Origin of the sequence: Tepidibacter sp. Z1-5 (genome assembly GCF_037844525.1) — a bacterium.
GTDB lineage: Bacteria > Bacillota > Clostridia > Peptostreptococcales > Peptostreptococcaceae > Tepidibacter_A.
Map to the genome: position 1 here is coordinate 134463 of NZ_JBBMMD010000002.1, position 21435 is coordinate 155897.

General features: G+C 29.2%; 15 protein-coding genes and 1 riboswitch. Of the genes, 13 read left to right on the forward strand and 2 right to left on the reverse strand.

All coding sequences use genetic code 11. The features are described 5' to 3' along the window. Positions 1-948: 948 nt before the first annotated feature. Complete coding sequence (locus WJW32_RS00590; RefSeq protein WP_340253448.1) at positions 949-1224, reverse strand: hypothetical protein; 276 nt, start codon at positions 1222-1224, stop codon at positions 949-951. A 1019-nt stretch (positions 1225-2243) separates the two neighbouring features. Continuing rightward, a complete protein-coding gene (locus tag WJW32_RS00595) occupies positions 2244-2519 on the reverse strand; it encodes a hypothetical protein (RefSeq protein WP_340253451.1) in 276 nt (91 codons plus the stop codon). Between the two features lie 289 nt (positions 2520-2808). Here WJW32_RS00595 and WJW32_RS00600 point away from each other — a divergent pair, with 289 nt between their 5' ends. From WJW32_RS00600 to WJW32_RS00660, 13 genes are all read left to right on the forward strand, one after another. After that, positions 2809-4992 carry a peptidase domain-containing ABC transporter gene (locus WJW32_RS00600; RefSeq protein ID WP_340253454.1) on the forward strand — a complete coding sequence of 728 codons (2184 nt, stop codon included), beginning with the start codon at positions 2809-2811 and terminating at the stop codon, positions 4990-4992. After that, the gene (locus WJW32_RS00605) at positions 4993-6453 is read left to right on the forward strand and encodes an HlyD family efflux transporter periplasmic adaptor subunit (RefSeq protein ID WP_340253457.1); all 1461 of its coding nucleotides are present in this window, start codon (positions 4993-4995) and stop codon (positions 6451-6453) included. It begins immediately after the preceding gene. Between the two features lie 112 nt (positions 6454-6565). Then, a complete protein-coding gene (locus WJW32_RS00610; protein WP_340253460.1) occupies positions 6566-7306 on the forward strand; it encodes a LytR/AlgR family response regulator transcription factor in 741 nt (246 codons plus the stop codon). 116 nt (positions 7307-7422) lie between these two features. After that, a riboswitch (purine riboswitch) is annotated at positions 7423-7524 on the forward strand. Positions 7525-7615: 91 nt separating this feature from the next. Next, on the forward strand, positions 7616-8965 hold the full coding sequence (locus WJW32_RS00615; protein ID WP_340253463.1) for an NCS2 family permease: 1350 nt from the start codon (positions 7616-7618) through the stop codon (positions 8963-8965). A 110-nt stretch (positions 8966-9075) separates the two neighbouring features. Next, positions 9076-9552, forward strand: coding sequence for a 5-(carboxyamino)imidazole ribonucleotide mutase (gene purE, locus WJW32_RS00620; RefSeq protein ID WP_340253466.1), 477 nt, complete (start codon positions 9076-9078; stop codon positions 9550-9552). A gap of 62 nt (positions 9553-9614) precedes the next feature. Further along, on the forward strand, positions 9615-10313 hold the full coding sequence (gene purC, locus WJW32_RS00625; RefSeq protein ID WP_340253469.1) for a phosphoribosylaminoimidazolesuccinocarboxamide synthase: 699 nt from the start codon (positions 9615-9617) through the stop codon (positions 10311-10313). Positions 10314-10556: 243 nt separating this feature from the next. Beyond that, positions 10557-11915 carry an amidophosphoribosyltransferase gene (purF, locus tag WJW32_RS00630; protein WP_340253472.1) on the forward strand — a complete coding sequence of 453 codons (1359 nt, stop codon included), beginning with the start codon at positions 10557-10559 and terminating at the stop codon, positions 11913-11915. A 1-nt stretch (position 11916) separates the two neighbouring features. Continuing rightward, positions 11917-12945: a phosphoribosylformylglycinamidine cyclo-ligase gene (gene purM / locus WJW32_RS00635; protein WP_340253475.1), complete on the forward strand. Its 1029-nt coding sequence runs from the start codon at positions 11917-11919 to the stop codon at positions 12943-12945. Further along, positions 12939-13529 carry a phosphoribosylglycinamide formyltransferase gene (purN, locus tag WJW32_RS00640; protein ID WP_340253478.1) on the forward strand — a complete coding sequence of 197 codons (591 nt, stop codon included), beginning with the start codon at positions 12939-12941 and terminating at the stop codon, positions 13527-13529. Before purM ends, purN begins: the two co-directional genes overlap by 7 nt. Beyond that, complete coding sequence (gene purH / locus WJW32_RS00645) at positions 13522-15054, forward strand: bifunctional phosphoribosylaminoimidazolecarboxamide formyltransferase/IMP cyclohydrolase (RefSeq protein ID WP_340253481.1); 1533 nt, start codon at positions 13522-13524, stop codon at positions 15052-15054. The genes purN and purH overlap by 8 nt, the downstream gene beginning before the upstream one ends. A 23-nt stretch (positions 15055-15077) precedes the next feature. After that, entirely contained in the window at positions 15078-16331 is a 1254-nt protein-coding gene (gene purD / locus WJW32_RS00650) for a phosphoribosylamine--glycine ligase (RefSeq protein ID WP_340253484.1), read from the forward strand. Position 16332: 1 nt separating this feature from the next. Beyond that, entirely contained in the window at positions 16333-20100 is a 3768-nt protein-coding gene (locus WJW32_RS00655) for a phosphoribosylformylglycinamidine synthase (protein WP_340253487.1), read from the forward strand. A 663-nt stretch (positions 20101-20763) separates the two neighbouring features. Then, positions 20764-21435 (forward strand): hypothetical protein (locus tag WJW32_RS00660; protein ID WP_340253490.1); only part of this gene is annotated, 672 nt, incomplete at its 3' end.

Consider the following 21435-nt stretch of genomic DNA (forward strand, 5'->3'; position numbering starts at 1 on the left):
AAAGGTAATGCGAAAATATAAAATAGTATATCTAAAAGTTTAATATCATTTTTCTTGATTATCATTCTATCATCTCCTATAGAAAATATATAAATATAGTATAAGTAAAGCATTTTAATACTAAAAAAACAATAGATATGCACTAAAGCGTAGATTTTATGACGTGAAATGTAAAATTAATAGGTTCTTAAGCAAAACTAAAACTTATTAAAATACCGTGAATGTATTAAATATTTATAATAGAACTAAGCATTACGCCTTATTGAATATCCTAAAAGTTCTAAACTCCCTACGGTCAGACAACGAACTTTATTAACGGATATTCAAACGACGTAATACAAGTTCTATACAGAAATATTTAAATCATTCACTAACATTTCAATAAGCCTTAGTTTTAAGTATGTTTTTAATTGTAAGTTGGAAAATCTTTAGATAAATACATAAATAGCTGTGGAAGCTTCCACCGCTATTTATGGTAAATAAAAACTTAGCTAAGGTTTTATTTTTACTTATAATTTTAGGGTATTTTCCTTTAAAAGATTATGAACTGTTTTAAATATTTCAGCCAAAATTAATACACTTATTCCTGAAATTATTTTAATATATTTTATATTTTTCTCTATGAATATTTTATTGTTTTTAAGATTTTTTTTTAATCCATTCTAAAACAAAGTTAAAAATCATACACATTATGAAATACATTAATGATATTCTTAATATAGAAATGATGCTATGTTTTATATTATCAAAAAAAAGTAAAGATATTAATATTCCTAGCCATCCCCAAAAATACTGCTTAATTAATTTAGAAAACATAATATAAACTTATTCTCCTTTTCGAATACAGTATTAAAAGAAAGATTAACACATATTAAATAAGTGAGTAATCTTTCTTTTTAAATTATAAAAGTGCAATTTTTCTTAAAAAAATTTTATAGTTGAATAATACTATTGCATTGATCCAGTTGGGAATACTCTGTTTGAATGTTTATATTTTACATTTTTATAATTTCCATTTGCTATAGAATCATACATGTCCCCTGTTACTGAAGCACCAATACCACCACCTATTACACCTCCAGCTTTTGCTCCATGAGAACCACCAAAGTAACCGCCTACAATTGCTCCACCAGCAACACCTAGACCTCCACCAACTGTTGTACAAAAATCTCTACCGTTCCCTCCGTTAGTTTCCATCATTTCATTCATTTTTAATTCTTTCATCAATAACTCCTCCTTAGTATTTTAGTAAAAATAATTTCTTAGTCGCGACAAGATTATTAAAACATGATAAAGATTAAAAAACAATAGATATGCACTAAAGTGTAGATTTTATGACGTGAAATGTAAAAATTGATAGGTTTTTAATCAAAACTAAGACTTATTAAAATACCGTGAATGTATTAAATATTTATCCGAAAGCTAAAAGTTCTAAATCTTCATCCTTTTAAGTATGGAGATAAGAACTTAACAGCTTCTGGATTAGTTCAACTAAAAATTCAGCTGGAGTAAAAACTCCATCTGAATTTTTAGTTGAACTTTATAATAGAACGAAGCATTGAATATACTAAAAGTTCTAAACTCCCTATGGTCAGACAACGAACTTTCTTAACGGATATTCAAATGGTGCAATACAAGTTCTATACATAAATATTTAAATCATCCACTAACATTTGAATAAGCCTTAGTTTTATATGTATTTCTAATTGTAAGTAGAGAATGTTTAGATAAATACATAAATAGCTGTGGAAGCTTCCACAGCTATTTAAGGTAAATAAAAACTTAGCTAAGGTTTTATTTTTACTTATAATTTCAAATTGTTTTCATTTAAAAGATTATGAACTGTTTTAAATATCTCAGCCAAAACTAATATACTTATTCATGCAATTATTCTAATATATTTAATATTTTTCTCTATGAATATATTATTGTTTTTAAGATTTTTTTTTAATAAATTCTAAAGCAAAGTTAAGAAGCATAAAAGTTATAAAATATATTAGTGATATTCTTAGTATAGAAATTATGCTATGTTTTATATTATCAAAAAAAAGTAAAGATATTAAAACACCTATCCAGCCCCAAAAACACTGTTTAATTAATTTAGAAAACATAATATAAGCTTATTCTCCTTTTCGAATATAGTATTAAAAGAAAGATTAACACATATTAAATAAGTGCGCAATCTTTCTTTTAAAATCATAAAAGTGCAATTTCTCTTAAAAAAATTTTATAGTTGAACAATACTATTGCATTGATCCAACTGGGAATGTTCTATTTGAATGCTTATATTTTACATTTTTATAATTTCCATTTGCTATAGAATCATACATGTCCCCTGCTGCTGAACTACCAATACCACCACCTATTACAAGTCCACCAGCTGCTCCTCTAGGACCACCGAAGTAACCACCTGCAGCTGCCCCAGCTGCACCACCAACAGTTCCACCAACTCCTGTACAAAAATCTCTGGCATTTCCTCCATTAACTTCCATCATTTCATTCATTTTTAATTCTTTCATCAATAATTCCTCCTTAGTATTTTAATAAAAATAACTTCTTAGTCGCGACAAGATTATTAAAACATGATAACCCTTAAAAAACAATAGATATGCACTAAAGTGTAGATTTTATGCACTAAAGTGTAAAAAAGTACATAATTTTACCGTTTAGTGCATAAAATCGACAGTTCACGTCATATCTATTGACTTTTTACAATTTATAGTAAATTATATTCCTTGAATAATTATATCTTTATATATAATTATTTAAAAAAAGTCAGTTTTAAGAATTAAGACTAGGGAGGCACGCATGTTTAATATATTTAAGAAGAAATATATATGTATAAAGCAGTATGATATGACTGATTGTGGGGCTGCTTGTTTAGCTACTATATCAAAACAGTATGGGCTAAAAATTCCTATTACTAAGATAAGGGAAGTAGCTGGTACGGATAAGCAGGGGACTAATGTATTTGGTATGATAAAGGCAGCTGAAGAGCTTGGATTTTCTGCTAAAGGAGTTAGGGCTTCTAAAGAAGATTTTTATTCTGAGTTTCCGCTTCCTGCTATAGCTCATGTAGTTATAAATAATTTGCTTCACTATGTAGTTATTCATCATATATCAAAGGATAAGGTAATAGTAGCTGATCCTGGAGAGGGGATAGTTGAATATACTCCAGAAGATTTTTTTAATATATGGAGTGGAATTTTGATAATTTTAGTTCCTGATATTAAGTTTGAGAAGAAGGATGAGACTAAGGGCATATTTGAAAGATTTTTTTATTTATTAAAACCTCAAAAAACATTGATATTAAATGTATTTATAATATCTTTAATGCTATCAGGGTTAGGAATATTAGGGTCATTTTTCTTTAAGTTTTTATTAGATGATATTATACCTTATGGACTTGATAAAACATTAAATGTTGTAGCAATAGGGATGATAATGCTGGGGTTATTAAAGATAGTATTATCAGCATTTCGAAGTCATTTATTACTTTATCTTAGTCAAAAGTTAGATATTCCTTTGATTCTCGGATATTACAATCATGTACTGAAGCTTCCTATGAACTTTTTTGGAACGAGAAGAAGTGGAGAGATAATTTCAAGATTTATGGATGCTTCTCAAATTAAAGCTATAATTTCAGGTGCAACACTTACTATAATGATAGACACTTTAATGGCGATTGCGGGAGCTGTAATACTTTATATGGTAAGTCCTAAGTTATTTTTTATATCTATAATACTTTTAATATTAGATACAGCGATAGTAATTTCTTTTAAAGAACCTTTTAAAAAAATGAACAAAGATATTATGGAAAAGAATGAAAAACTAAACTCGTATTTAATAGAAAGCTTAAATGGAATACATACTATAAAGTCTTTTAATGCTGAGAAAAAAAGTGAGTTAAAGACAGAACAAAATTTTATAGGAGTTCTTAAATCTTCATTTAAGATGGGAAAATTATCAAATGTTGAAGGTGCATTATCAAGTATAGTATCAAACATAGGTAAAACAGCTATATTATGGGTTGGTGCTAAAAGTGTTATAAGTGGTCAAATGTCTATGGGACAGTTAATTACATTTAATTCACTTTTGGGATATTTTATAGATCCTGTAACTAATCTTATAAATTTGCAAACAAGTATGCAAACTGCTGTAGTTGCAGCTGATAGATTAGGAGAAATACTGGATTTAGAATTAGAGAAAAAGGATAATGAGACAAATAAATTAAAACCAGAATCTTTAAAAGGGGATATAACATTTGAAAATATTGATTTTAGATATGGAACAAGAGAACTTGTTCTTAAGAATATAAATATGACGATAAAAAAAGGTGAAAAAATAGCTTTAGTAGGAGAAAGTGGATCTGGAAAGACCACTCTTGCAAAGTTACTTCTCAATTTATATAAACCAGATAATGGTGAGATTCTAATAGATAATAAAAATATACAAGACATATCTATAGAGAGATTAAGGGAGAAGGTTGCATATATTCCTCAAGAGACGTTTTTATTTACGGATACTATACTTCAAAATTTAAAGTTCGGAAAAGAAGATGCGACTATGGATGAAATAATAGAAGTTTGCAAAATGACAAAGGTTCATGATTTCGTAAATAAATTACCTCTCAGATACGAAACTAAGCTTGAAGAAAATGGAGCAAATATGTCAGGTGGACAAAGACAAAGATTGTCTATTGCAAGAGCAATTTTAAAGAAACCTGATATTCTGATTATGGACGAGGCTACAAGTAATTTGGACTCTATTACAGAAAAGTCTATAGAAAATACAATAAATAGTCTGGATAAAGATATGAGTATTGTTATTATTGCTCATAGACTTAGTACTATTAAAAAATGCGATAGAATTTTTGTTTTAGAATCGGGTGAAATTATAGAAAGTGGAACACATGAAGAATTGATGATTGAAAAAGGTAGATATTATCAGCTTTGGGAAGGACAAGTTAGTGATGAAAGGATGGTTGTCTAGATGAAATATATAGTAAAGGATTTAAAAGATATCTCAGATAGCAAAGAAATATTAGAAGCTAAACCATTTCCTTTCATCCAAATATTTATATATATAATTCTAATTAGCTTATTAGGTTTTTTAGTATGGAGTTACTTTGGTGAAATTGATGAAGTAGTAAAAGCCAAAGGAGTAGTTAGACCTAATAGCAAGATAAGTACTATAAAAAATGTTGCATCAGGAGAAGTTACAATATTAAATATGAAGGAAGGAAAAAAAGTTAAAAAAGGAGATATACTTTATACCTTAGATACAAAAAACCTAGATTTTAAAATAAACCAAACTAAAGAATTATTAGATAAAAATGAAATAGAATATAATAATTTGAGCAAATTCAAGGATAGTATAATGGAAAAGAAAAATTTATTTGATATACACGATAAAAAAGAAAAAGATTATTACTATAAATATGAAAAATATAAATTAGATATACAAGAAGAATCTCAAAATAAAGAACTTATAAATCAAAAAGTAAGTGAAATTCAAAATAAAATAAATAATAAAGAAATTTTATTAGAATCAATAAATGATGATAAGAATTATTTTGATGAACAGAACCAAGAGTACTATCATATTTATGAGAATTACAAAACTAAAAAAGATGAACTGATAAACACTTTGAATTTTACAGAAAATAATTATAAAAGATATAAAGAACTATATGAATTTGGAAGTGTATCGAAAAAGGACTTTGAAGATATAAAGAATTATTATGATGAAGCAAAAATTAATCTTCAAAAATTTGAAAATGAAAATAAATCGAGGATATCTAATGAAATATTTGAAGATAAATTAATACTTAGTCAAAATACAATAGAAAAAAATAAACTATTTAGAAGTACTGATATAGAAAGTTTAGGTTCTTTTTCTTACTTGGAAACAGATACATTAGTGTCTATAGATGAACTTATAAAAAAGAAAGAAGTAGAAATACAGGATTTAAAAGTATCTTTGGCGGAACTTGAAACAAATAAAAGTAAATGTATAGTAAAATCACCGATAGAAGGTGTATTAAAAATCCAGAAAGAATTGAATATAGGAGATAACTTACTTGGAGGAGAAGATATAGCAACAGTTATTCCAAAAAAACAAAGTGAATTTAAGTTAAATATACACGTATCAGATGGAGATATATCTAAGCTTAAAAAAGGAGATATTGTTAAATATCATTTTAAAGCACTTCCGTTTAAAGAATATGGAGAGTTAAAAGGAAAAATAACAAATATATCTGCAGATTCAAGCTTTAATGAAAATGCTGGATTTAGTTATTTTGTAGAAGGAAATTTAGAAAATAAGGCTTTGTATGGATATAAAGGGGATATGAAAAGGGTTAAAGTCGGTATGACAGCAGATGTCCAAATCGTGACTAAAAGAAAAAAAATTATACATTATTTATTAGAAAAATTAGATTTGAGAAATTAACAATAAAATTACAATGGAAATATTTACAAAAATATAAGATTGTTTTAAGATATATTGTATAGAATATACATTCGAGACATTTAGACGATTGTATGAGAAGGGAATGTTCTGTATGAATATAATAATATGCGAAGATAATGAAATTATTGCTAAAAGAATAGCTGATACTATAAATGAACTAAATTCAAAGAATAAATATAACTTTGAGATAGACTTAATTAAAGATTCTGATGAAGGAATCTTAGAATATATAAGAAATAATAATGATAAAGAGTATATATACATATTAGATATAGGTCTTAAATCAGGTAGAAATGGAATAGACTTGGCAAAAGAGATTAGAAAATACGATGATAAGGGAGAAATTATATTCATAACTGGTTACAGTTATATGATGGGTGAACTTTTTAAAAATAGAGTTAGAGCAATTGATTTTATAGATAAAGGATCTATTGACGTTTATGATAGATTGAAAGAAACTTTAAAGAACGTACACTATAGAAACAATATTGACAATTCAGAACAGAATATAATTCTTACAAATGGATTTAAAGAGTATGTATTTAACTTTTGCGATATTATAAATATAGAAACCGTTGGAAAGGGTAAAAAAGTAACTGTATATACTAAAGATGGTGTATATCAATTTTCTAAATCACTTAAAGAAATAGAAGAATATCTCGATGAAAGATTCTTTAGGTCGCATAGAGCTTGTATTTTGAATAAAGACTATGTTAAAAGTATAAATACTAAACTATGTGATTTATATGTTCTTATGGAAAATGGACAGAAAAGTCTTTTGTCTAGAAATAAGGTAAGCGAGTTGAAACGTGAATTACAATTAGATAAATAGCTTTGTGAATGTAATTAATGTTCGTTGCATGACGTATGTTTATAATTTACAAATAAAAAATATATGAAAAACTATTGACTATTAACGAACAATAATCTATTATTAAATCATAAGATAATTAAATAGCCGAACTTTCTTATATAATCCTCGTAATATGGTCGAGGAGTTTCTACGGAATAGCCTTAAACATTTCAGCTATAAGAAAAGCTTTCTATCTCATTAAATTTAGCTAGTTTAAAGCTTTTCTTATATAAATATAAAAATAAGAATTGTTTGAGCTAGCTTTATTAAATTTAAGGAGGAATATAAATGCAATTAGCACAAAAAAAAGTGGATTCTATGGAGCAGCCAAAAGGCATGTTAGAAAAATTATTTAAGCTTTCAGAACATGGAACTACTGTGAAAAAAGAAGTTCTTGCAGGTATTACGACTTTTATGACAATGGCATATATATTAGTAGTAAATCCAATGATCCTTGGTGATGCGGGAATGGATAAGGGTGCAGTATTTATGGCAACAGCACTTGCATCTGTAATAGCAACTTTTGTTATGGCGTTTTTAGCTAATTATCCAATGGCGCTTGCACCTGGTATGGGTCTTAATGCATTCTTTGCATATGGAGTTGTTTTAGGAATGGGATATTCATGGCAGTTTGCTTTAGCTGCCGTATTTATAGAAGGTATCATATTTATATTACTTACTTTTTTCAACGTTCGTGAAAAAATAATAAATGCAATTCCTCAAACTTTAAAAAATGCTGTTACAGCAGGTATAGGATTATTCATAGCGTTCATAGGACTTGTAGGAGTTGGATTCATAGAAGCTGGAGGCGCAATATTAAAACTTGGAAATTTAAGAAGTCCATTAGCATTACTTGCAATCTTTGGAATTATACTTACATCTGTTTTACTTAGTAAAAATGTTAAGGGAGCTTTTTTAATAGGAATGATAGGTACATCAATAATAGGAATGATTACTGGAATAGTAGCAGCACCTAAGCAATTAATAGATGCACCGCCATCTTTATCTCCAATATTTATGGCTTTCAGACATATTCCATCATCTGAAATATTTAGTATGGATATGGTAGTAGTAGTATTTACGTTCTTATTCGTTGATTTATTTGATACTATAGGATGCTTAGTTGGTCTTGCTAGTAAGGCTGATATGTTAGATGAGAATGGGAATCTTCCAAGAGCGAAGCAAGCATTATTTGCAGATGCTGTAGGAACAACAGCTGGAGCTATGCTTGGAACTTCTACAGTTACAGTATTTGTTGAGAGTGCATCTGGTATAGCTGAAGGTGGAAGAACAGGTCTTACTGCTTTTACAACAGGAGTACTATTCTTAGTATCAACTTTATTCGCACCTATATTCACATCAATACCAACACAAGCAACAGCACCAGTTTTGATACTTGTAGGAGTTATGATGGCATCATCACTTCTTAAGATAGATTTTAATGATTTCACAGAGGCAATACCAGCATTCTTAACAGTTATAATGATGCCACTTGCATATAGTATAGCTGAAGGATTGGTATTTGGAATAGTTTCATACACAGCAATAAAGCTTTTAACTGGTAAAAAACATGAGATTCAACCTACTTTATATGTTCTATCGTTACTATTCATATTAAAGTACGGATTCGCTGGTTAAATTAAATAATAGCCCTAATTTATAGAAATTTCTATATGGGGCTATTTTTATACTCACTTTAGGACAGAATGGAATTTATAGGATAAAATAAAATCTATAGGAGGTGCCTTATGAAGGTAGCTGTAATAATGGGATCAAAGTCGGATTACCCAAAGTTAGAAGAAGGTGTAAACTTATTAAAAAGATTTGGAATAGAAGTTGAAAAGAGAGTTTTATCTGCTCATAGAACACCTAACGAACTTATGGAATTTATGAAAAATATAGATGATGTAGATGTAATGATAGCGGCTGCTGGAAAGGCTGCACACTTAGCAGGAGTTGTAGCATCTCATACTTTAAAACCTGTAATAGGAATTCCTATTAAGTCATCAACTTTAGATGGTTTAGATTCTTTGCTATCTATGGTTCAAATGCCAAAGGGAATTCCGGTTGCAACTGTAACTATAGATTCTTCTTTAAATGCATCATTACTTGCGACTCAGATAATGAGCTTAAAATATGAAAATCTTAAAATTGAGCTTGCTAATTATAGAAAAGAGATGGCTGAAAAAGTACTAGAAGATGATGAAATTGTAAGAAACCTATAATATTTTTTAAAAACAAAATGTAAAAAATTTAATATAAATACTATTTTAGGGAGGTATGAAAAATGCAAATGCTTTACGAGGGAAAGGCTAAGAAAATTTTTAAAACTGATAATAATGGTGAGTATTTAGTTTATTACAAGGATGATGCTACTGCATTTAATGGAGTCAAAAAGGATGAGATAAATGAGAAGGGGATAATAAACAACAAGATATCTTCTTATGTATTTGAACTTTTAGAAAGCAATGATATAAAAACCCATTATGTAAAGAGAATTTCTGATAGGGAGATGATTGTTAAATCTGTAGATATAGTTCCTCTTGAAGTTATAGTTAGAAATGTGTCAGCAGGATCTATGTGTAAGAGATTTGGAGTAGAGGAAGGTATAGAATTTGAATCTCCAGTATTTGAATTTTCATATAAGAATGATGATCTAGGAGATCCTTTAATTAACGATTATCACGCTATAGCTTTAAAACTTGCAACAAAAGAAGAGTTGGATTATATAAGAGAACAAGCTTTTAAGATAAATGAACTATTGAAGACATTCTTCAATAAGCTAGATTTAAAATTAATAGATTTTAAATTAGAATTTGGAAAAACTCAAGATAATCAGATAATACTTGCAGATGAGGTTTCTCCTGATACTTGTAGATTATGGGATATTAACACTAATGAAAAGATGGATAAGGATAGATTTAGAAGAGATTTAGGAAATGTAATAGACGCTTATAAAGAGGTTCTTAGTAGAATAGAGTTATAAATATTTTTAAGTTAGTGCATTTGTACGTGAGTAAAAAATGAGAATAATTTAAATACCGCTACTTAATCAATCTTTTGAGCAACGGAATTCATTAGAATTCGTTGGCGATATGAGCATAAGCGAATTTTAATACAATCTAAGTTGTATAGTAAAAGATTAATCAAAATTAGCTAACATTTAAATTATCCTCATTTTTAAAACTAATTAGCACAACTAGTTAGGTTAAGGAAGGGGGAAATAAATATGTGCGGAATTATAGGTATTAGCTCAGATAAAGATATATCCAAGGAACTCTACTACGGCCTTTATTCGTTACAACATAGAGGGCAAGAGAGTTGCGGATTAGCTGTTTTAAATGAAGATAACAATATAAATTATCATAGAGGTATGGGTCTTGTATCGGATGTTTTAAGAGAACAAGAACTTAGTAATTTAAAGGGAAATATTGGTATAGGTCATGTTAGATATTCAACTGCAGGGGGAAGCCATGTATCTAATTGTCAACCTTTGACTGGGGTTTGTAGAAGAAGGAAGTTATCTATAGCTCATAATGGAAATTTGATAAATCACAATTATTTAAGACAATCTCTTGAAGACGAAGGCTTCATGTTTCAGACATCTATAGATTCTGAGGTTATATTATATATACTGTCTAGATATTACAAAGGAAACATTATAGACAGTGTAAAAATTACTATGGATTATATAAAAGGAGCATACTCTTTAGTAATACTTAGTGAAGAAGGGCTTGTAGCGGTTAGGGATCCTTATGGATTTAGACCTTTAGTTCTTGGTAAAAAAGGTAATGGATATATAGTTTCATCAGAAAGTTCTTCTATAGATATACTTGGTGGAGAAGTTATAAGAGATATAGAGCCAGGAGAGATACTTCTTATAAATAATGGAGAAGTCAAATCTTATAATTATAAAGATAATTACAAAGAAAAGCAGAAGACTTGTATATTTGAACATGTGTATTTTGCTAGAAATGATGCGATAATAGATGGAGTTAATGCATACGAATTTAGAGTAAGATCAGGTGAAATACTTGCAAAAGAAGATGATATAGAGGCTGATATAGTAATACCTGTTCCTGATTCAGGAATACCGGGAGCTTTAGGATATAATAAGGAGAGCAACATACCTTTAAAAGAAGGACTTGTTAAGAATAGATATGTTGGAAGAACATTCATAAAGCCGAATCAAAGTGAGAGAGAGATAGGGGTTAAATTAAAACTCAATCCTCTAACTTCAGTAGTTAAAGGAAAATCTATAGTATTAATTGATGATTCTATAGTTAGGGGAACAACATCAAAGATACTTATAGACTCACTTAAAAAAGCTGGTGCGAAAGAGGTACATCTTAGAATAACATCTCCTCCAGTCAAATATTCTTGCTATTTTGGCATAGATACGCCTAGAAGAAGTCAGTTAATAGCATCTAAAAATTCTGTAGAGGATATAAGAAAAGAAATAGGTGCTGATTCTTTGAAATTCTTATCTACAGATGCACTTATGAAAGCAGCAGACTGTAAGAATATATTTTGTATGGCTTGCTTTGATGGTAAATATCCAATAGAGCCTATGGTCGAGGAGGATTAATATGAATAAGATAACTTATAGAGATAGTGGAGTTAATATAGATGAGGGAAATAAAGCTGTAGATATTATAAAGGAAAAAGTTAAATCTACTTATAACAAAAATGTTTTAGGGGATTTAGGAAGCTTTAGTGGTCTATACAGCATAAAAGATTGCTTAAGTATGAAGGAACCAGTTTTATTATCTTCTACAGATGGTGTTGGTACTAAGCTTAAGATTGCTCAAATGATGGATAGACATGATACTGTAGGAATAGATTTAGTGGCAATGTGTGTAAATGACCTTATATGTCAGGGAGCAAAGCCTTTGTTCTTCTTAGACTACATAGCTACAGGAAGCCTGAAATCAAATCAAGTAGAGGATATAGTTTCAGGTATTGTAGAAGGATGTAAGGATTCAGGATGTGCACTTGTAGGTGGAGAAACAGCAGAAATGCCTGGAATGTACAAAAATGATGAATATGATTTAGCTGGATTTTCTGTAGGTATATGTGATAAAGAAAATATAATAACTGGAGAAGATGTCAAAGAAGGTGATGTTCTTATAGGGATATCATCTAGTGGAATACACAGTAATGGATTCTCTCTTATAAGAAAAATATTCTTAGATGAATTAAATTGGACACTTGATAGATATGTAGATGAGCTTGGAAAGACTTTAGGAGAAGAACTGCTGACGCCTACTAAAATATACGTAAATACAGTTATGGATTTAATATCTAAATACAATATAAAATCTATAGCTCATATAACAGGTGGAGGAGTAATAGAGAATATAACAAGAGTTATACCTGAAAATCTAGGAATAACTATAAATAAAAATTCGTGGAAAGAATTGAATATATACTCTCTTATAAAAAAATTAAACTTAGTAGAGGAAAGAGAACTGTATAGAAGCTTTAATATGGGAATAGGACTTGTAATTATAGTTGATAAAAATGATGCAAATGAAATATTAGAGTGTATAAATCAAAATGAAGATGCTTATATAATAGGAGAAGTTACTACTGATAGTGGAGTAGTATTATGTTAAATATAGCTGTTATGATATCAGGGTCAGGAAGTAATCTTCAAAGTTTGATAGATGGTTGTAAAGATGATATAAATGGAAACATAAAGGTAGTTATATCTGATAAGAAAGAAGCGTATGGACTGACAAGAGCTAGAGAAAATAAAATAAAAGCTGTATATGAAAAAGATGAAAAAAAGATAGTAGAAATTTTAAAAACTGAAAATATAGATTTGATAGTTTTAGCTGGATATCTAAAAATAATAAGTGAAGAATTCGTAAATGAGTTCAAAAATAAGATAATAAACATACATCCATCTTTGATACCTGCATTTTGTGGAAAAGGATATTATGGCAAAATTGTTCATCAAAAGGTTCTTGAATACGGAGTTAAAATAACTGGAGCTACAGTACATTTTGTAGATGAAAAAGCAGACAATGGTCCTATTATAATTCAAGAGGCTGTAGAAGTTAAAGATATTGATACTGTAGATACTCTTCAAAAAAGAGTGCTTCATGTGGAACATAAGATAATCAAAAAAGCAGTGAAGTTATTCTGTGATAAAAAGATTGAAATTAGGGGAAGGAGAGTGCTTATAAATGAATAAAAGAGCGTTAATAAGTGTTACTAATAAAGAAGGAATAGTTGATTTTGGAAGAGAACTTGTAAAACTTGGATATGAGATAGTATCAACAGGAAACACTTATAAAATACTAACTGATTCTGGAGTAGATGCAATTAAAATAGATGAGGTAACAAATTTTCCTGAAATATTAAATGGTAGAGTAAAAACTTTAAACCCATATATACATGGTGGAATACTGTTTGAAAGAGATAAGTCTGAGCATGTAGATACTATAAAGAAGCATGATATACATCCTATAGATATTGTTGTAGTCAATTTATATGATTTTGAGGGATCTCTTAAAAAAGACGAAGACCATGCTAAAATGATAGAAAATATAGATATTGGAGGACCTACTATTATAAGAGCTGCATCTAAAAATTATAAGGATGTAACTGTAATAGTTGACCCTAGTGACTATGATATTATAATAGATAAAATTAAAAACGACTCTCTATCTATTCAAGATAGATTAAATCTTGCCTTTAAAGCCTTTTCTATAACAGCTCGTTATGACTCTTTAATTTCAACTTACTTTGCAAATAGTTTGGGAGAAAAATATCCTCAATATCTAAATTTAACATTTGAAAAACAGTATGAGCTTAGATATGGAGAAAACCCACATCAAAAAGCTTGCTACTATAAAGATAGCTTTAGTCAAAAAAGTATATTAGATTTTGAAAAATTACATGGGAAAGAATTGTCTTTTAACAATATAAATGATTTAAATGGATGCCTTAATATAATGAGTGAATTCAAAGATGAAGAATATGTAACAGCAGTTGCTGTAAAACATACTAATCCATGTGGAGTAGCTATTGGAAAAAATTCATATGAAGCATTTAAAAAATGCTATGAATCAGATCCTGTATCTATATTTGGAGGAATAGTGGGAATAAATTCTGTTGTTGATGAAAATACAGCTAAGATGTTAAATGATATATTCTTGGAGATAATTGTAGCTTATGACTACACAGATAAAGCTCTTGAAATACTAAAGCAAAAGAAGAATGTTAGAATTCTTAAAATAGAGGACTTAAATAAAAGTAGTAGAGGATACGATTTTAAATACTTAGATGGAAAACTTTTAGCACAAGATGAGGACGATAAGTTACTTGATAAATTTGAAGTTGTAACTGAGAATAAGCCAAATGATAAAGAAATAGAAGATATGAAATTTGGAATGAAGATAGTTAAGAATATGAAATCAAATGGCATAGCTATAGTTAAGGATGGAAAAACTATCGCTTTAGGACCTGGACAAACTAGTAGAATATGGGCACTTGAAAACAGTATAAATAATAATAATGATAAGGACTTTAATGGTGCTACACTTGCATCAGACGCATTCTTTCCATTTGATGACTGTGTAAGACTTGCTGCAAAATACGGTATTAAAAATATAATCCAGCCTGGAGGATCTATTAAGGATACAGATTCTATAAAGGCTTGTGATGAGCTTAAAATATCTATGGTGTTTACAGGGGTTAGACATTTTAAACACTAAAATATAAGGTACGGGGTGATTTTATGAAGGTTTTAGTAGTTGGAAGTGGTGGGCGAGAGCATGCTATTTGTTATAAGCTATTGAATGAAGATAAGGTTGATAAGATATACTGCGCTCCCGGAAATGCGGGTATATCTGAAATCGCTGAAATTGTTGATATTAAGGATAGTGATATAGATTCTTTAGTTGAATTTGCAAAGAAAAACGATATAGATATGACAATAGTAGGACCTGAACTTTCGCTTGTAATGGGAATAGTTGATGAGTTTGAAAAAAATAATATGAAGATATTTGGACCGAATAAAGAGTGTGCACTTCTTGAGGGAAGTAAGAGTTATTCTAAAGAATTTATGATAAAACATAATATCCCTACTGCTAGATATAAAGAATTCAATAATTTAGATGAAGCTATAAAAAATGTAGGTATATACGGATATCCTGTTGTAGTTAAGGCTGATGGTCTTGCAGCAGGTAAAGGTGTGATAATAGCTAGTTGTGAAAAGGAAGCTGTTGATAGCTTAAAGGATATGATGCAAAACAAAAAATTTGGGGCATCGGGTGAAAAGGTAATAATAGAGGAGTTCTTGACTGGAATAGAGACATCTATACTGACTTTTGTAGATAATGAAACTATAGTACCTATGGTAAGTGCAAAGGATCATAAGAAAGTATTTGACTATGAGGTTGGACCTAATACTGGAGGGATGGGAACATTCTCACCAAGCGATATATATAATGAAGATTTACAAACAGAGATAGATGAAAAAGTATTGAAGCCTATAATAGATGGTTTGAAAAAAGATAAATTAAATTACAAGGGAATACTTTTTATAGGACTTATGATAACTAGTGATGGTCCAAAGGTTTTAGAATTTAATGTTAGATTTGGAGATCCTGAAACACAGGTAGTTCTAACAAGACTTGAAAGTAGCTTGATAGACATAATGGAGAGCGTCTTAGATAATAAATTAAAAGATATAGATATAAAGTGGAGTAATCAAAAAACTGTTTGTGTAATGCTTACATCTGGAGGATACCCTAATAATTATGAAAAAGGAAAAGTTATAAATATAGGGGATTTAGATGAGGATATAATGTTATTTCATAGTGGAACTAAAAGAGAAAAAGAAGCTTTAGTAACAAATGGAGGAAGAGTTATAGGAGTAAGTGCTAAAGCAGATACCTTAAAGGAAGCTACAAGAAAAGTATATGAAAACATAGATAAGATATATTTTGATGGAATGCATTATAGAAGAGATATTGGGGAGTGTGAATAACATGTCTAATATAAAAAGATTGTTCGTAGAGAAAAAAACTGGATTTGATGTAGAAGCTCAAAGGTTACTTAGGGATATAAAAGTAAACTTAGGAATAAAAAATATAGACAATATTAGAGTCTTAAATAGATATGACATAGAGAATATATCGGATGATGTATATCAACAATCTGTTAAAAGTATATTCTCTGAGCCCAACATAGATAATGTATATCATGAAAATATAGATATAGATGATAATTCAAAAATGTTTGCTATAGAATATCTCCCTGGACAGTATGACCAAAGAGCTGATTGGGCTGTTCAATGTATAGAAATATTAACTCAAAAAAGCAGACCTTTAGTTAACTTCGCTAGAGTTATAGTAATAGATGGAAGACTTGATAATACTGAGTTTGAGAGTATAAAAAAATACCTTATAAACCCTGTTGATTCAAGAGAAGCTAGACTAGACAAACCAGATAAGTTAGTTGTAGAAATAGATTATGTAAATGAGGTTGAGGTTTTAGATGGTTTTATAGATATGGATGAGAATGATTTAAAAGGCTTCATAAAAGATAGAGGCCTTGCAATGATGTATGAGGATTTAGTGTTAATACAAAATTATTTTAAAAACACTGAAAAAAGAAATCCTACTATAACTGAGATAAAGATAATAGATACTTATTGGTCAGATCACTGTAGACATACTACTTTCTTAACTAAGGTAGAGAGTGTAGAAATAGAAGAAGGAAAGTATTCAGATATAATAAATAAAACGTACAACGAATATAAAGAATCTAGAAGTTATGTATATGAATCAAGAAAAAAAGATATAACACTTATGGATATAGCAACCATATCTATGAAGGAACTTAGAAAAAAAGGACTTCTTGAAGATTTAGATGTATCTGAAGAGATAAATGCATGTAGTATAAATGTAGATGTAGAAATAGATGGTGAAATTGAAAAATACTTAGTAATGTTTAAGAACGAGACACATAACCACCCTACTGAAATAGAGCCATATGGAGGAGCTGCTACTTGTCTTGGAGGAGCTATAAGAGATCCTTTATCAGGAAGAAGTTATGTATATCAAGCTATGCGTATAAGTGGATGTGCAAATCCTCTTCAAGATATAAGTGATACTCTTGATGGTAAGTTACCTCAAATTAAGATAACTAAGGAAGCTGCACATGGATATAGTTCTTATGGAAATCAAATAGGTGTAGCTACAGGTTTTGTTGATGAAGTATATGATGATGATTTTGTAGCAAAGAGAATGGAAGTTGGAGCAGTTATTGCAGCAACACCAAAGGATGAGGTAATAAGAAAAACTCCTAAGGCTTCTGATGTAGTTATACTAGTTGGTGGAAGAACTGGAAAGGATGGATGTGGAGGAGCTACAGGATCATCTAAAGAGCATAGTGAAGAGTCTATAACTACTTGTTCTGCTGAGGTTCAAAAGGGAAATCCTCCTACAGAAAGAAAGATACAAAGGTTATTTAGAAATAAAAAGGTAAGCTCTATGATAAAAAGATGTAATGATTTTGGAGCTGGCGGAGTATGTGTAGCCATAGGGGAGCTTGCAGATGGTATAGATATAGATCTTAACAAGGTTCCTAAAAAATACGAAGGTCTTGATGGAACTGAAATAGCTATATCTGAATCTCAAGAGAGAATGGCTGTTGTTATAGATAAAGAGAATTTAGAGGAATTTATAAAACATGCAAATGAAGAGAATGTTGAAGCTACTCATGTTGCTACTGTAACTGATACTAACAGAGTAAGAATGAATTGGAATGAAAAGCGTATAGTAGATGTAAGTAGAGATTTCTTAAATACTAATGGAGTAAAACAATACACAGATATATTAATAAAATCCACAGATGAAGATACTAATTATTTTGAAAATACAGAAATAGTTGGGGATAACTTGGAAGATAAGTGGATAAATAAATTAAAGGATTTAAATGTATGCTCTAAAAGAGGATTAATAGAGATGTTTGATACATCTATAGGAGCTGGCACTGTACTTATGCCTTTAGGTGGTAAATATCAATCAACTCCTACTGATGCTATGGTGTGTAAGATACCTGTTCTTAAAGGAAGTACGAATACGGCTAGTGCTATGGCTTACGGATACAATCCTAAAATAGGAAAATGGAGTCCATTCCACGGTGCTGTATACGCATTAGTTGAGTCTATATGTAAGATAGTATCTGTTGGTGGAGACTATAATAACATAAGACTAACTCTACAAGAATACTTTGAAAAAATAGGTAAAAACAAAGAAAAATGGGGTAAGCCATTTAGTGCATTACTTGGTGCATATCTTGTTCAAAAGAGACTAAACATACCTGCTATAGGAGGTAAGGATAGTATGTCTGGAACATTCGAAGATATAAATGTTCCACCTACATTAATATCATTTGCTGTAGATATTGTGGATTCAAACTACGTTATATCCCCAGAATTTAAAAAATCAAATTCTAAAGTAGTATTATTATCCACAAGAAAAGATGATAATTATATTGTAGACTTCGAATCTTTAAAGTCTAATTTAGATACTGTAACAAAGAATATAAGAAACAAAAATATAATATCTTCTTACCCTATAAAAGGTGGAGGAATATGTGAAGCTGTAAGTAAGATGGCATTTGGAAATAAAATAGGATTTGAATTCGAAGATGAAATGAGCGATAAAGAATTATTTTCACCTGATTATGGAAGCTTCGTTCTTGAAATTGAAAATGGAATAGATGTAGATGAAGTATTTAAAAACTGTGACTACGAAATACTTGGAAGTACTATTGCAGATGAAGTTATACAGGTAAATAACCTGAAAATAGATATAAATAAAATGCATAATTCTTGGAGTAATACATTAGAAAAAGTATTCCCAACTAAAACTACAGATATAAATCAGAAGATAGAGACTCTACACTATGAAAAATCAAATATAATAAAACCAAGAACTACTATATCAAAGCCTAAAGTATTAGTTCCTGTATTCCCAGGAACTAACTGCGAATATGACTGTATTAGAGCGTTTGAAAGAGCAGGTGGAGATTGCCATACTAGTATATTTAAGAATCTAAAATCACAAGATATACAAGATAGTATAGAGGATTTTGTGAAAAAAATAAATCAATCTCAAATAATAATGTTACCAGGTGGATTTAGTGCAGGAGATGAGCCAGATGGATCTGCTAAATTTATAGTAAATGTATTAAAAAATCCTAGAATAAAAGAAGCTATTATGGATCTTTTAAACAACAGAGATGGATTAATGCTAGGTATTTGTAATGGATTCCAGGCACTTATAAAGCTTGGGCTACTTCCTTACGGAGAGATAAAGGATATTGATGAAAATGATCCAACACTTACTTACAATAATATAGCTAGACATCAATCTAAAGCTGTAGAAACAAAGATTGTATCAAATTTATCTCCTTGGATGTCGAATGTAAAAGTTGGAGATATACATTCTATACCTATATCACATGGAGAAGGTAGATTCGTATGTAATGAAACTATGATAGAAAAACTTATAAAGAATGGACAAATAGCTACTCAATATGTTGATAGAAATGAAAATGCAACATACGATATAGACTTTAATCCAAATGGTTCATTCTATGCAGTTGAAGGAATAACTAGTCCTGATGGAAGAGTGTTTGGTAAGATGGGACACTCTGAGAGAATAGGAGATAATGTCCTTAAGAATATACATGGAGATAAGGATCAGAAATTATTTGAATCTGGAATAGAGTATTTTAAATTATAGAATAATAACTGATAGATTAAAAGAACGTAGATTTTGTACAAAAATCTACGTTCTTTTTTTATTTAGAGTGTGTGCGTTAGCAAAAACTTTCTATAAAAATACCGTGAATACAATGATATTTTGAATACAACCAAGATTTTATCTTATTAACAATTCTAAAATTTACGAATTATTAAACACTAAAATCTAAGTTGTATTAGTCAAAATATCTAAAAGTATTCACTGACATTATTATAGAAAGTTTTTAGTTTTGATATATATGTTATAAAATTAACTTTACCCCGCGATAAAAGTAAAAAATTCTTTGTTAAATATATTGAAATTATCTTAGTAGGGTTCGTATCGGCAACATAAATTTTCAATGTTTCTAGATATTATTTGTATTTTAATTACAACATATTATATCTAAAATAAAATTAAGTTCATAAAAGTAGGTCTTATTAAGTGATAAGGAGTTCCTATTGCAATAAGAACTACTACTTCTGCATAGGTAATAAGTTTCATTTTATGAAAATTATATATAAAATGTAAAGTAATGGATAATTATAACGATATAAATTATGAAAGTTTAAAATATATTAAATATAGGAGGTAACGTATTTGAAAAGGTATACAGCAGTTTTATTAATAATAGTTTTATTTTTATAGTCTATAACGATGAGTATGGCTATATCAGACGAGAATAAAATGCTACATGATACTACATCGAATGTACAAAAGACAGAAAAAAGAGAAACAACTGTAATAGAAAATAATAAACCACAAGCAATAATAAAAATGGATTATGAAGGTAAATCATTTTCATATAATCCAGAAGAAACTAATAAAAATACAGATCAAGAAATATATAAAACAACTAAAATAACTTGGTCATCGATTTTAACAGACAAAGATAATATAGTTGAAGAAGAATGGATAAATAAAAAAGAAACTTATGATTCGTATGGTGAACAAATAGTAAAATTAAGAGTTAAAGATAATTTAGGAGAATGGTCTGAATGGACAGAAGTTAAATTCGACATAACAAATAGACCTCCAGTTGCAGAACTTCAGTATATGATACTAAATCCAGAAAGTGTAATAGATGGAAAAATAACAACTGATACTCAAATATCATGGCTTTGGCTATATAATAACCAAAGTTTTGTTTACGATCCTGATGGAGATGAAATTGCTGATATAGATGTTAGTGGAATCAATGAAGATGATATTATACAAACATTAGATGGTGGAACAGAATTTCAAGGTTTTGCTACTCAGTTTAAATCACCGGGGAAATATACATTAGAATTTAAAATTCAAGATAATCAAGGTTTATGGTCAAATGTTTGGAGT

Bases quoted from the DNA above. Each gene is read 5' to 3' on its own strand.
- purD (WP_340253484.1), top strand. From the start codon at position 15,078: ATGAAGGTTTTAGTAGTTGGAAGTGGTGGGCGAGAGCATGCTATTTGT.
- WJW32_RS00600 (WP_340253454.1), top strand. From the start codon at position 2,809: ATGTTTAATATATTTAAGAAGAAATATATATGTATAAAGCAGTATGAT.
- purE (WP_340253466.1), top strand. From the start codon at position 9,076: ATGAAGGTAGCTGTAATAATGGGATCAAAGTCGGATTACCCAAAGTTA.
- purF (WP_340253472.1), top strand. From the start codon at position 10,557: ATGTGCGGAATTATAGGTATTAGCTCAGATAAAGATATATCCAAGGAA.
- WJW32_RS00605 (WP_340253457.1), top strand. From the start codon at position 4,993: ATGAAATATATAGTAAAGGATTTAAAAGATATCTCAGATAGCAAAGAA.
- purM (WP_340253475.1), top strand. From the start codon at position 11,917: ATGAATAAGATAACTTATAGAGATAGTGGAGTTAATATAGATGAGGGA.
- WJW32_RS00595 (WP_340253451.1), bottom strand. From the start codon at position 2,519: ATGAAAGAATTAAAAATGAATGAAATGATGGAAGTTAATGGAGGAAAT.
- purN (WP_340253478.1), top strand. From the start codon at position 12,939: ATGTTAAATATAGCTGTTATGATATCAGGGTCAGGAAGTAATCTTCAA.
- WJW32_RS00615 (WP_340253463.1), top strand. From the start codon at position 7,616: ATGCAATTAGCACAAAAAAAAGTGGATTCTATGGAGCAGCCAAAAGGC.
- purH (WP_340253481.1), top strand. From the start codon at position 13,522: ATGAATAAAAGAGCGTTAATAAGTGTTACTAATAAAGAAGGAATAGTT.
- WJW32_RS00590 (WP_340253448.1), bottom strand. From the start codon at position 1,224: ATGAAAGAATTAAAAATGAATGAAATGATGGAAACTAACGGAGGGAAC.
- WJW32_RS00610 (WP_340253460.1), top strand. From the start codon at position 6,566: ATGAATATAATAATATGCGAAGATAATGAAATTATTGCTAAAAGAATA.
- WJW32_RS00655 (WP_340253487.1), top strand. From the start codon at position 16,333: ATGTCTAATATAAAAAGATTGTTCGTAGAGAAAAAAACTGGATTTGAT.
- purC (WP_340253469.1), top strand. From the start codon at position 9,615: ATGCAAATGCTTTACGAGGGAAAGGCTAAGAAAATTTTTAAAACTGAT.